This window comes from Microbacterium sp. SORGH_AS_0505, assembly GCF_030818715.1.
Classification (GTDB): Bacteria; Actinomycetota; Actinomycetes; order Actinomycetales; family Microbacteriaceae; genus Microbacterium.
This window is the reverse complement of record NZ_JAUTAT010000001.1, coordinates 1,204,795-1,216,545: the sequence shown is the minus strand read 5'-3', so window position 1 is coordinate 1,216,545 and position 11,751 is coordinate 1,204,795. Positions and strand designations below refer to the sequence as shown.

At 70.1% G+C, this 11,751-nt stretch carries 10 protein-coding genes; 4 read left to right on the top strand and 6 right to left on the bottom strand.

Annotated features, from left to right (window positions below; translation table 11 throughout):
* Positions 1-3 precede the first annotated feature (3 nt).
* The 3 genes from QE428_RS06065 to QE428_RS06055 are packed head-to-tail and all read right to left on the bottom strand — an operon-like array spanning position 4 to position 3,205.
* The gene (locus QE428_RS06065) at positions 4-444 is read right to left on the bottom strand and encodes a cupin domain-containing protein (RefSeq protein ID WP_307466967.1); all 441 of its coding nucleotides are present in this window, start codon (positions 442-444) and stop codon (positions 4-6) included.
* A gap of 2 nt (positions 445-446) precedes the next feature.
* A complete protein-coding gene (locus QE428_RS06060) occupies positions 447-1,064 on the bottom strand; it encodes a DNA-3-methyladenine glycosylase I (protein WP_307470662.1) in 618 nt (205 codons plus the stop codon).
* Positions 1,065-1,099: 35 nt separating this feature from the next.
* Positions 1,100-3,205, bottom strand: coding sequence for an acyl-CoA dehydrogenase (locus QE428_RS06055; protein WP_307466964.1), 2,106 nt, complete (start codon positions 3,203-3,205; stop codon positions 1,100-1,102).
* A 236-nt stretch (positions 3,206-3,441) separates the two neighbouring features.
* Here QE428_RS06055 and QE428_RS06050 point away from each other — a divergent pair, with 236 nt between their 5' ends.
* Positions 3,442-5,580 carry an alpha-galactosidase gene (locus tag QE428_RS06050; RefSeq protein ID WP_307466963.1) on the top strand — a complete coding sequence of 713 codons (2,139 nt, stop codon included), beginning with the start codon at positions 3,442-3,444 and terminating at the stop codon, positions 5,578-5,580.
* Between the two features lie 6 nt (positions 5,581-5,586).
* On the opposite strand, the gene QE428_RS06045 is transcribed toward QE428_RS06050, so the two are convergent.
* Complete coding sequence (locus QE428_RS06045) at positions 5,587-5,955, bottom strand: MerR family transcriptional regulator (RefSeq protein ID WP_307466960.1); 369 nt, start codon at positions 5,953-5,955, stop codon at positions 5,587-5,589.
* Between the two features lie 124 nt (positions 5,956-6,079).
* Here QE428_RS06045 and QE428_RS06040 point away from each other — a divergent pair, with 124 nt between their 5' ends.
* Together QE428_RS06040 and QE428_RS06035 are read left to right on the top strand one after the other, a co-directional pair.
* Positions 6,080-7,588: a SulP family inorganic anion transporter gene (locus QE428_RS06040; RefSeq protein ID WP_307466958.1), complete on the top strand. Its 1,509-nt coding sequence runs from the start codon at positions 6,080-6,082 to the stop codon at positions 7,586-7,588.
* Between the two features lie 79 nt (positions 7,589-7,667).
* Positions 7,668-8,738, top strand: coding sequence for a Gfo/Idh/MocA family protein (locus QE428_RS06035; protein ID WP_307466955.1), 1,071 nt, complete (start codon positions 7,668-7,670; stop codon positions 8,736-8,738).
* A gap of 5 nt (positions 8,739-8,743) precedes the next feature.
* On the opposite strand, the gene QE428_RS06030 is transcribed toward QE428_RS06035, so the two are convergent.
* On the bottom strand, positions 8,744-9,112 hold the full coding sequence (locus tag QE428_RS06030) for a VOC family protein (protein WP_307466952.1): 369 nt from the start codon (positions 9,110-9,112) through the stop codon (positions 8,744-8,746).
* Between the two features lie 58 nt (positions 9,113-9,170).
* Between QE428_RS06030 and QE428_RS06025 the strand changes: the two genes are divergently transcribed.
* A complete protein-coding gene (locus QE428_RS06025; RefSeq protein ID WP_133398829.1) occupies positions 9,171-9,614 on the top strand; it encodes a MarR family winged helix-turn-helix transcriptional regulator in 444 nt (147 codons plus the stop codon).
* 6 nt (positions 9,615-9,620) lie between these two features.
* Here QE428_RS06025 and recQ read toward each other — a convergent pair whose 3' ends face one another.
* Positions 9,621-11,699 (bottom strand): DNA helicase RecQ, encoded by a 2,079-nt coding sequence (recQ, locus tag QE428_RS06020; protein ID WP_307466949.1) that lies wholly within the window; start codon positions 11,697-11,699, stop codon positions 9,621-9,623.
* Between the last annotated feature and the right edge of the window lie 52 nt (positions 11,700-11,751).

Below are 11,751 nucleotides of genomic sequence, written 5' to 3'. Positions count from 1 at the left end.
GACTCACCCCTCCGGCGTCGACCACGGCATCGGCCGCTCGTCGCGCGTCGAATCAGACGGCACCTCGGGGAGCTCCTCGCCGCCGGCGCGGATGCACAGCCAGCGGAGCTGACCAGGGCTGTCGGGGTGGGCGCGCCACGTCCGCCACACTCCCTGTCCCACGCGGACGACCGAGCCGGGCCCCACGTCGACCAGGTCGTCGTCCAGCCCCATCTGGCCGCGCCCCTCGAGGAAGACGTAGAGCTCCTCGACCTGCGAGTGAGAGTGCCAGTAGCCGGCCTCCTCACCCGGTTCGAGCGCGTTGGCGGTCAGCCCGATGTACTGCATCGCAAGTTCGTGGTCGACGACGCGCCGACCGTCGCGCGAGCGTGCCGGGACGAATCCGCCGAAGTGGTCGCGCCACCGGTCGAGCCCGCCGATCTCGGTGATCTCGTACCCTGCCATGTTCACCCTTCCGCCGCCGTCTCCACATGTTCCCGGGAACCGGACCCCTCGGACAAGGGCGACCCCGCGCGATGGCATCCGACGACGTGATCGTCGACCATCCCCGACGACTGCATGAGCGCATACATCGTCGTGGAGCCGACGAATCGGAATCCCCGCGTGCGCAGGGCCTTCGACATCGCGTCGGACTCCGTCGTCGTGGCCGGCACCTCTGCGAACGAGGCCGGACGACGATGGGATGCCGGGGCGAAGGACCACATGAAGGCGTCGAGCTCGCCCGGGGCCATGTCGGTGACGAGTCTCGCGTTGCCGATGGTGGCGAGGATCTTCGCCCGGTTGCGGATGATGCCGGCATCCCCCATGAGCCGCTCGACGTCGGACTCGTCGAAGGCGGCCACGGTCTCGGGATCGAAGCCGGCGAACACCTCGCGGAAGCGGGGTCGTTTGCGGAGGATCGTGATCCACGAGAGCCCCGCCTGGAACCCCTCGAGGCTCATCTTCTCGAAGAGGGCCCGATCGCCGTGCAGGGGCCGACCCCACTCCTCGTCGTGATACCGGCGGTACTCGGCGTCGTCGCCGACCCAGCCGCAACGAAGGAGGCCGTCGGGCCCGAGACGCATATCCACGCGCTCAGGCTATCGACGGCCCCCGACGCTCACTTCGCCGTGAGCGACTTCTCCGGCACAGGTGCCTCGCCGCGCGCCGCGAGGTCGGCGTAGTGGGCGCGCGCCTCGTCCTGTCGCTGCCGCTCGATGCCCGACGCGATGGGGGCGCGCACGTGCTCGGGAGCGAAGCCGAACGCGTCGACGAGGTCCTGCGCATGGGGGCGCAGGCGCGCGCACAGGCGGTCGATGTACTTCGACACCGCCGCACCGCGCTGGGTCGACAGTCGCCCGTTGATGAGGTGCCACGCGAGGTGCTTCTCGATGAGGTGCAGGCCGAAGAGGTCGCGCAGCCACGTGAGGACCTGACGCGTGCTCTCGTCGGCGGTCCCCTTCACCGCATCCGAGAACGCCTCCCACTGCAGCAGCTCACCGTGCGCCCGTGCCGCCTCGATGAGCTCGGCCTGGTGCTGGTTGAACAGCGCAGCGGCCTGGTCGGCCGGGAGCTTGGATGCCGGGCGCAGCGCGCCGGCGATGTCGGCGACCATCTGCTCGACGCGTCCGGCCAGCAGTTCGTGCTGCTGCTCGGCCCGCAGGCCGAGTTCGACCGAGCGGGCCGTCGATCCGAAATCGGCGACGGTCTGACCGAGGCTGCGGAGGCCCGCACCGTGGAAGACCTTGCCCGCCGTCTGGCCGACGGCGAACTTCGCGAGGGCCGCGGCATCCGCTCCCTTGAACTGCTTGGCGAAGTCGGCGAGCAGACGCTTGCCGACGAGCTGCAGGAGGACGTTGTTGTCGCCCTCGAAGGTGACGTAGACGTCGAGGTCGGAGCGGAGACCGACGAGGCGGTTCTCGGCCATGAAGCCCGATCCGCCGCAGGCCTCGCGGGCCTCCTGGATCGTGTTCAGCGCGTTCCACGTGCTGAGCGGCTTGAGCGCGGCCGCGAGGGTCTCGAGGTTCTCGCGCTCGGCGGGGGTGTCGGCCTTGCCGCCGAAGACGCCGTCGAAGGTGCGCAGCAGCTCGTCATGCGCGAAGTACTGCGCGTAGTTCTGAGCGAGGAGGGGCAGGAGGCGCCGCTGGTGCTTGCCGTAGTCGAGCAGCACGACCTCGTCGGTGCCCGCTCCCGAGTCGAACTGACGACGCTGGTTGCCGTACGTCAGCGAGATGTACAGGGAGAGCGACGAGGCGATCGTCGCGGCCCCGTCGAGCGAGACGCGACCCTGCACGAGGGCGCCGAGCATCGTGAAGAAGCGGCGACCGGTGCTCTCGATGGGGCTGGAGTACGTGCCGTCGGCGGCGACGTCCCCATAGCGGTTGAGGAGGTTCGTGCGCGGCACCCGGACGTTGTCGAAGGCGAGACGACCGTTGTCGATGCCGTTGAGCCCGCCCTTGACGCCGTCGTCCTCGCTCTGCACGCCCGGGAGCAGCTCGCCCTCGGCCGTGCGGATCGGTACGAAGAAGCAGTGCACACCATGGTTCACGCCCTTCGTGATCAGCTGCGCGAAGACGGTCGCGGCCTGTCCGTGGACGGCCGCGTTGCCGAGGTAGTCCTTCCACGCCGCGCGGAACGGGGTGTTGATGACGAACTCTTCGGTGTCGGGGTCGTACGTCGCGGTCGTGCCGATGGCGGCGACATCCGATCCGTGCCCGATCTCGGTCATGGCGAAAGCGCCGGGGAGCTTCGCATCGCGGATGTCGGGGATCCAGCGGTCGTGGTGCTCCTTCGTGCCGAGCTGGAGCACGGCCGAGCCGAAGAGTCCCCACTGCACACCGGACTTGATCTGCATGCTGGGGTCGGCGAGGACGAGCTCCTCGAAGCCCGCGAGGTTGGCACCGTTGTCCTCCTCGCCGCCGTACTCCTTCGGGAGCGCACGGGTCGAGCCGCCGTTCTTCGCGAGGAGGCGCACCTGGTCCATGACCCGCTCGCGGTGCTCGGCGACGCTCTGGCCATCGATGCGCCAGTAGGCGGGGTCCTTGATGAGTTCGCGGACGGTGAGGCGGGTCTCGCCCCACGTGCCTCGGAGCATCGCGCCGACGGCGTCGATGTCGATACGGGCTTCGTGCGCTTCGTCGGCGGTGTGCGGCGCAGTCGGAGCGCCGCCGGCGGGGGTGCGCTTGTCGGCGGCGGGAGTGGAGGAGCGGACGACGGTGTCGGTCATCACTGGCCTTTCTGAGGACGCCGGGGTACGGCGACGGGACAGGGAAGTTCGACCATCACGGTAGGAGTCCTCCAACACGACACCAAGTTGGTTGTGCTATCGCGACAAGTGGCGTCGGGGACGTGGTCCGGGCGGGTTGTACGGCGCCTACACGGGCGGCGCAAAGGCAGCTCGCTCGGGCCGGAACCGCGTCCGGTGCGTGCACGTTCACGGAGCGTGACTGACAGACTTGGGGGATGCCCGTTCTCCCCTCCGACGCGAGCGTCGTCCACCTCCGTTCCGGCGGCACCAGCGTCGTCGTCGACCTGCAGCCCGACACCGCCGCGGCCATCGTCCACTGGGGCGCGGATCTCGGCGATGCACCGCACGACACGCTCGTTTCGCTCGCGACGGCCTCGCGCCTGCAGCGTGTCTCGGGCGGGCTCGACCGCACGGTGCGGCTCGGCGTCGTCGGCACCGCGGCATCCGGCTGGGCAGGAACACCGACCCTCGAGGGCCACCGCGACGGAGAGGACGTCGGTGCCCTCTTCGCGCTGACCGACCTGCGGGCGACAGAGGACACCCTCGAACTGCACTTCACGGACAGTGAGATGGAGCTGTCGGCCCGTTACGAGCTGCGGGTCACGGCATCCGGTCTCGTGCGGGCGCGGACGACGGTGCGCAACGACGGTGCGTGCGTGTACACGGTGCAGGCCCTCCACACGACGCTGCCGCTGCCGTGGGACGCGACCGAGATCCTCGACACGACCGGACGGCACCTGCGCGAGCGCTCCGCGCAGCGCCACGAACTGACCTTCGGCACGCACGTGCGGGAGTCGCGCCGCGGCCGCCCGGGGGCGGACTTCACCCTGCTGCTGGCTGCCGGTACGCCGGGGTTCGGGTTCGAGCGCGGCACGGTCCACGGCGCCCACCTCGCCTGGAGCGGCAACTCCCGCATCTTCGCGGAGCGGATGCCGACGGGCGAATCGCTCCTCGGGGCGGGCGAGCTCTACCTGCCCGGGGAGATCCGACTCGCGCAGGGCGAGGAGATCTCCTCGCCCGAGCTGCTGGGCTCCTGGGGTGACGGGCTCGACGAGCTCGCCGTGCGGTTCCACGAGGAGTGGCGGGCACGGCCGCAGCATCCGACGCGGCCCCGGCCGATCACCCTCAATACATGGGAGGCGGTCTACTTCGACCACCGCCTGCCCAAGCTCATCGCCCTGGCCGATGCGGCCGCCGAGATCGGCGTCGAGCGCTACGTCCTCGATGACGGTTGGTTCCGCCACCGCCGCGACGACACCGCGGGCCTCGGCGACTGGTACGTCGACGACACCGTCTGGCCCGATGGCCTGCACCCCATCGCCGACCACGTCGTCGCGAAGGGGATGGAGTTCGGCCTCTGGTTCGAGCCCGAGATGGTCAACCCCGACAGCGACCTCGCCCGGTCGCACCCCGACTGGATCCTCCGCGGCCGCACCGACCTGCCACCGTCCGCGCGTCAGCAGCAGGTGCTGAACCTCGCGCACCCCGAGGCCTACGCGTACATTCGCCAGGTCATCTCGGACATCCTCGCCGCGTACCCGATCGCGTACATCAAGTGGGATCACAACCGCGACCTCGTCGACGCCGCCGCCGGTCCCGGCGGCGCTGCGAAGGTGCACGCGCAGACCCTCGCCGTCTACCGCCTCATCGACGAGCTCAAGGCCGCCCACCCGGGCCTCGAGATCGAGAGTTGCGCCTCGGGCGGCGCGCGCGTCGACCTCGGCATCCTCGACCGCACCGACCGCATCTGGACGAGCGACTGCCTCGACCCCGTCGAGCGCCTCGAGAACCAGCGCTACACCGCGCTCGTCGTGCCGCCCGAGATGATGGGCATGCACCTGACGACCCCGCACGTTCACTCCACCGGCCGCACCGTGTCGCTCACGATGAGCGGCGCCGTCGCCCTGTTCGGCCACTTCGGCATCGAGTGGGACGTCACGACGCTGTCAGAGACGGATGCCACGACCGTCGGCGCGTGGGTCGCCCTCGCCAAACGGGTGCGCCCCCTCGTCGCGACGGGCCGCCTCGTCAACGCGGACGTGGCCGACCCGGGGCTCGACGTCCGCGGCGTCGTCGCGGAGGACGCGGCATCCGCCTTCTTCACGATCACGCAGACGCAGACGCTCATCTCCTCGCCCACCGGCCGCGTGCGCCTGCCGGGACTCGACGCGGACCGCGTCTACCGTGTGCAGCTCGTCACGCCGGGCGGGATCGTCGAGACCCCCGCGCAGTCGCCGCTCGAATGGGCGCATCACGACACCGTGATGACCGGGCGTCAGCTCGCCGTCGTCGGTGTACGTCCGCCGGTGCAGAACCCTCAGCAGTCCGTCGTCGTCGAGGTCACCGCGGTCTGAGACCCGTCAGATCCGTTCGAGCTGGTCGAGGAACTCGTCGGCCATCTCGACCTGACGACGGAGCTTCTCGCGCCGTGCCGCGGCCTCGGCGCGGACGCCGTCGAGGCGGGCACGGATCTGCGGGTCGTCGGCATCCCCCGCTATCGCGTCGACGACCTCGAGGAGGTCCCGCATCTCATCGAGGGTGAAGCCCAGCGGCTTCATGCGACGGATGAGCAGGATGCGGGCGACGTCGCCCTCCGTGTAGAGGCGGAAGCCGCCCTCGGTGCGCGCCGACGGGGTGACGAGGCCGATTTCGTCGTAGTGGCGGAGGGTACGGAACGAGAGCTCGGTCCGCTCGGCGACCTCGCCGATGCGCATCGTGTCGTCGGTCATGCGGTTCCCTCCGAGTGGACAGCAAACCTCACGTTACGTTAGGTTTGATCGTGCGCGATCTGCGCGCCCCCATTCTTCCGCGCCGCCACCGGGTCTGTGCGCACCCCTCCTCGACGGAGTCATCATGACCACCACCACTCCCGTGCGCCCGCGCATCGAACCGACAGTGCTGCAGGCCCTCCGCAGCCCGCGCCTGCTGACCCGAGAGGTCCTCGCCGGACTCGTCGTCGCGCTCGCCCTCATCCCCGAGGCGATCGCGTTCTCGATCATCGCGGGCGTCGACCCCCGGGTCGGGCTCTTCTCGTCGTTCATCATGGCCGTCGCGATCGCGTTCCTCGGCGGTCGCCCCGCGATGATCACCGCGGCGACCGGCGCCGTCGCGCTCGTCATCGCGCCCGTCGTCCGTGAATACGGAATGGACTACTTCATCGCGACCGTCCTCCTCGGCGGGGCCATCCAGATCGTCCTCGGACTCGTGGGCGTCGCGAAGCTCATGCGCTTCATCCCCCGCAGCGTCATGGTCGGCTTCGTCAACGCGCTCGCGATCCTGATCTTCCTCGCGCAGCTGCCGCAGCTGTTCGGTGACGGCATCCCCTGGCTCGTCTGGCCGCTGCTGGCCGTTGGGCTGGTCATCCTCTACGCGATGCCGCGGCTCACTAAGGCCGTCCCGGCTCCCCTGGTCACCATCGTGCTGCTGACCGCGGCCGTCGTCGTCTTCGCGTGGAACGTTCCGACCGTCGGCGACCAGGGTGAACTCCCCGAAAGCCTGCCGTCCCTGTTCATCCCGAACGTGCCGCTCACGCTCGAGACGCTGCAGATCATCGGCCCGTTCGCCCTCGCGATGGCGGTCGTGGGGCTCCTCGAGTCGCTCATGACCGCCAAGCTCGTCGACGACATCACCGACACGCACTCCTCGAAGACCCGCGAATCGCTCGGCCAGGGCGCCGCGAACATCCTCTCGGGGGCGTTCGGCGGGATGGGCGGCTGCGCGATGATCGGCCAGACGATGATCAACGTGAAGGCCTCCGGCGCCCGTACCCGCATCTCGACGTTCCTCGCCGGCGTGTTCCTGCTCATCCTCGTGCTGGCGCTCGGCGACATCGTTGCGATCATCCCGATGGCGGCCCTCGTCGCCGTCATGATCATGGTCTGCATCGGCACGTTCGACTGGCACAGCATCCGCCCGGCCACGCTCCGCCGGATGCCCAAGAGCGAGACCGCCGTCATGCTCATCACGGTCGTCGCCACCGTCTGGACCCACAACCTCGCGATCGGCGTCGTCCTCGGCGTGATCGCGGCGATGATCATGTTCGCCCGGCGGGTCGCGCACTTCGTGACCGTCACGCGCACGGTGGATGCCGCGGCATCCACCGCTCACTATGCGGTCGACGGCGAGCTGTTCTTCGCTTCCAGCAACGACCTGACGACGCAGTTCTCGTACCCGGACGACCCGGCGAACGTCGTGATCGACATGTCGCGTTCGCACGTGTGGGATGCCTCGACCGTCGCCGCCCTCGACGCCATCGTGAACAAGTACGAGCGGATGGGCAGGACGGTGACGATCGTCGGGTTGAACGACACGGCATCCGCATTCCACGGCCGGCTCAGCGGAAAGCTGGGCGCCGGCGAGTGATCGGGGGTTGACGGTGGTGCGGCAGGCCTGAAGGATGCCGGGGGCGCCCCGCTTCGGAGCGTCACGACGAAGGGGTCCCATGGCAGAGCCGGCACGATTCGCGATCATCGGCACGGGCTGGCGCTCGGAGTTCTTCCTGCGCATCGCCGCGGCGGCACCGGAGCGGCTGCAGGCCGTCGGCGTGCTCGCCCGGTCCGACGCCTCGGCGGCACGGGTCGCCGGCTGGAACGTGCCGATCCACCGCTCGCTCGACGACCTGCTGGCCGCCCGGCCGGACTTCGTGATCGCGTCGGTGACGTGGCCCGCGATGCCGGGGGTGATCACCGAGCTCGTGGAGCGCGGCGTGCGCGTGCTCGCCGAGACGCCGCCCGCCCCCGACGCGGACGGCCTGCGGAAGCTGTGGCACGACGTCGGCGCGAGCCGGCTGGTGCAGGTCGCCGAGCAGTACATGCTCATGCCGGGGCACGCCGCCCGACTCGAGGTGGTCCGGTCGGGCGCTCTCGGCGCCGTCGGCGGGGTTCAGGTCTCGTCGACGCACCTGTACCACGCGAGCTCGATGATCCGGACGTTCCTGGATGCCGGCATGGCCGAGGCGATCGTGTCCGCCCGAACCTTCACCGCACCGCTCGTGGATCCGTTGACGCCGGCCGGATGGTCGAACGACCTCTCACCGAAAGAGCGGACGACGACGATCGCGACGCTCGACTTCGGCGACGGACGGATGGGCCTGTACGACTTCGTCGACAACCAGTGGTGGAACCCGATCCTGTCGCGCCGGATCGTCATCCGCGGCTCGCACGGGGAACTCACCGACGACACCGTGCGCCGCTTCGAGGGCGCCGAGGTGCTCACCTCGCCGATCACCTACCGGCGCACGGGTGTCGACCTGAACCTCGAAAACAACGACGTCGTGTCGGCTGCCTTCGAGGGACGGATCGTCTACCGGAATCCCTGGGTCGGAACGCGGCTGTCGGAGGACGACATCGCCGTCGCGTCGTTGCTCGAGCTCACCGGGCGGTGGGCCCGCGGTGACGGCGCGGAGCCGTATCCGCTGGCCGACGCCTGCCAGGACCATCTGCTGGGTCTCGCGATCGGCGAGTCGGCTCGGACGGGCGCCGATGTGCGGGTCGCCCGTGAGGTGTGGAGCTGACGGCCTCAGGCCTTGTCGTGCAGGGTGATCCGGTAGCCGTCCGGGTCGGCGAAGGTGAACGTCCGGCCGAACGGGCCGTCGATGGGCGCTGCGACGATCTCGTGGCCGTCCGCGGCGAGCGCGTCGTGGATGTCCTGGACGTCGGTCGCGCGCAGCCAGATCGCCGCGCCCATCCCGGGGTGGACCCCCGAGGCGAGATCCGTGCCGGGCACGATGTCGCGGAGCGCGAAGGCGATCGGCGCGGTGTCGAACACGACGGCGTGCGGAGGCCCGGCCGGTGAGCGGACGAGCCCGAGGTAGTGCTCGTAGAAACGTTCCGAGGCGTTGAGGTCGCTCACCTGCAGGGAGACGAAGTCGGGTCCGATGGCGGGCATGAGGCATCCTTTCGTTGTCAGTTATCTGACACTTGCCAGTGTATGTCAGAATACTGACATGGTCCACTCGGATGAGATCGATCTGCCGACGTCGCTCGGCTATCTCCTGAAGGAAGCGGCGACCGCGCTGCGGGTCGCGATGGAGGATGCGCTCCGCCCGCTGGAGCTGACCGTGACCGCCTACTCGTGCCTCGAGATCCTCGCGCAGCGTCCGGGGTCGTCGAACTCCGATCTTGCTCGAGGTGCCTTCGTGACGCGGCAGAGCATGAACGTCCTGCTGCAGACCCTGGAGCGGGAGGGCCTCGTGACGAGGCCGGCGACCCCTGCGGAGGGCCGGGTGCTGCCGGTCACCCTGACCGATGGCGGGCTGCGGCGTCGGGAGCAGGCGAGCGCCGTGGTCAAGTCGGTGGAGGATCGGATGCTGGCCGAGTTGTCTGCGCAGGAGCGCGCTCAGGCGTTCGACGTGCTCACCCGCATGACGCGGGCGCTGCGGGAGGCGTGAGCGGGGCTACGCCTTCGCGATGACGGCGACGACGGCCTCGCCGTAAGCCTCGCGCTTCTTCGCACCGATGCCGGTGATGCCGTCGAGGTCGGCGACCGACGTCGGACGGTGCTCGGCGAGGGCACGCAGGGTCGCATCGCCGAAGACGATGTACGCGGGGACGCCCTGCTCCTTCGCCTGCTCGGCACGCCACGCGCGGAGCGCCTCGAAGAGGTCGCGGTCGCCCTCGGGCAGCGCGTCGGCGGCCGACTGCTTCTTCGCGCGGGTTGATCCGCCGCCGGTGCGGCCGAGGACGTCGCGCCGCAGTGGCACGGGCTCCTCGCCGCGGAGCACCGGCATGCCCGCGTCGCCGACAGCGAGGACGCCGTACTCCCCCTGCGCGACCAGGATGCCGCGGGCCAGGAGCTGGCGGACGACCGAGCGCCAGTCCTGCTCGGACAGGTCGTTCCCGATCCCGTAGGTCGAGAGCTTGTCGTGCCCCTGCTGACGGATGCGCTCGGTCGAGCCGCCGCGGAGGATGTCGATGAGGTGCCCGGCGCCGAAGGCCTGATTGCGCTCGCGCTGCAGGCGCACGATCGTCGAGAGGAGCTTCTGCGCCGCGACGAGGCCGTCCCAGGTGTCGGGCTGGGTGAGGCAGGTGTCGCAGTTGCCACAGGCATCCGACGACTGTCCGAAGTAGCCGAGCAGGTTCTGACGGCGGCACGAGACCGTCTCGCACAGGGCGAGCATCGCGTCGAGGTGCTGACCCATGCGCATCTTGTAGGTGCGGTCGCCGGGCGACTGGTCGATGAGGCGACGCTGCTGGACGACGTCGCCGAGGCCGTAGGCCATCCATGCGACCGCGGGCTCGCCGTCGCGGCCGGCGCGACCCGTCTCCTGGTAGTAGCCCTCGACGGATTTGGGCAGGTCTATGTGGGCGACGAAGCGGACGTCGGGCTTGTCGATGCCCATGCCGAACGCGATCGTGGCGACCATGACGACACCGTCTTCGCGCAGGAACCGGGACTGGTGCCGGGCGCGGATCGAGGCGTCCAACCCCGCGTGGTACGCCAGCGCGTCGACGCCCTGCGTGCGCAGGTACTCGGCCGTCTGCTCGACCGACTTGCGGCTGAGCGCATAGACGATGCCGGCGGAACCCTCGGGCTGCGAGCGCACGAACTGCACGAGTTGACGCCGCATGTCGACCTTGGGCTCGATGCGGTACTGGATGTTCGGGCGGTCGAAGCTCGCGACGAAGTGGCGCGCGTCGGGGAGGTGCAGGCGCTCGGTGAGCTCGGTGTGCGTCGCGCGCGTCGCCGTGGCGGTGAGCGCCATGCGCGGGACGCCCGGGAAGCGCTCCGCGAGGTCCCCGAGCGCCAGGTAGTCGGGGCGGAAGTCGTGGCCCCACTGCGACACGCAGTGCGCCTCGTCGATCGCGATGACGCTGAGCTGTGCGCGTTGCAGGAGCGCGGTAGTCGCGGGGACGGACAGCCGCTCGGGGGCGACGTAGATGAGGTCGAGCTCGCCGTCGAGGAGCGCCTGCTCAACGCCCGCGCGCTCGGCCGGGGTCTGCGTGGAGTTCAGGAAGGCGGCGCGGACGCCGTTGGCGATGAGCGCATCGACCTGGTCGTGCATGAGCGCGATGAGGGGGCTGACGACGAGGCCGGTGCCAGGACGCACGAGCGCCGGCACCTGGTAGGTGATCGACTTGCCGCCGCCGGTCGGCATGAGCACGACCGCATCCCCGCCCGCGATGACGTGCGAGACGATGTCGCCCTGATCGCCGCGGAACGCCGTGTAGCCGAAGACCTCGGTGAGCACCTTGACCGGGTCGTCGCCGACGTGGTCGCGGCGCTCGAGACGGAGGACGGATGCCGGGGGTGCGGAGGTGCGCTGCTGCGGGGCCGGCTGAGCTCGTGCGGGCTGGGCACGGGCGGGCTCGGAGCGCGTGGGCTCGGCGCGCGTGGCGCGGGCGACGGACGCAGCGTAGTCGTCGTAGCGCGGGTCGGGCGGCGGCGGCGAGTCGAAGTCGTCCGGCGGCGGAACGTCGTCGGGATCCCACACGAGATCGGCGTAGGGGTCGTTCTGCCATCCGCCGTCACTCACCCGGTCAACCCTAGCCGCGGCATCCGACACGGTCTGCGGGTGTGGAGAGTCT

What these genes read in the sequence shown, in the direction of transcription:
- QE428_RS06050 (WP_307466963.1), top strand. Translation starts at nt 3,442, where the DNA reads ATGCCCGTTCTCCCCTCCGACGCGAGCGTCGTCCACCTCCGTTCCGGC.
- QE428_RS06045 (WP_307466960.1), bottom strand. Translation starts at nt 5,955, where the DNA reads ATGACCGACGACACGATGCGCATCGGCGAGGTCGCCGAGCGGACCGAG.
- QE428_RS06030 (WP_307466952.1), bottom strand. Translation starts at nt 9,112, where the DNA reads ATGCCCGCCATCGGACCCGACTTCGTCTCCCTGCAGGTGAGCGACCTC.
- QE428_RS06065 (WP_307466967.1), bottom strand. Translation starts at nt 444, where the DNA reads ATGGCAGGGTACGAGATCACCGAGATCGGCGGGCTCGACCGGTGGCGC.
- QE428_RS06025 (WP_133398829.1), top strand. Translation starts at nt 9,171, where the DNA reads ATGGTCCACTCGGATGAGATCGATCTGCCGACGTCGCTCGGCTATCTC.
- QE428_RS06060 (WP_307470662.1), bottom strand. Translation starts at nt 1,064, where the DNA reads ATGCGTCTCGGGCCCGACGGCCTCCTTCGTTGCGGCTGGGTCGGCGAC.
- QE428_RS06040 (WP_307466958.1), top strand. Translation starts at nt 6,080, where the DNA reads ATGACCACCACCACTCCCGTGCGCCCGCGCATCGAACCGACAGTGCTG.
- QE428_RS06035 (WP_307466955.1), top strand. Translation starts at nt 7,668, where the DNA reads ATGGCAGAGCCGGCACGATTCGCGATCATCGGCACGGGCTGGCGCTCG.
- QE428_RS06055 (WP_307466964.1), bottom strand. Translation starts at nt 3,205, where the DNA reads ATGACCGACACCGTCGTCCGCTCCTCCACTCCCGCCGCCGACAAGCGC.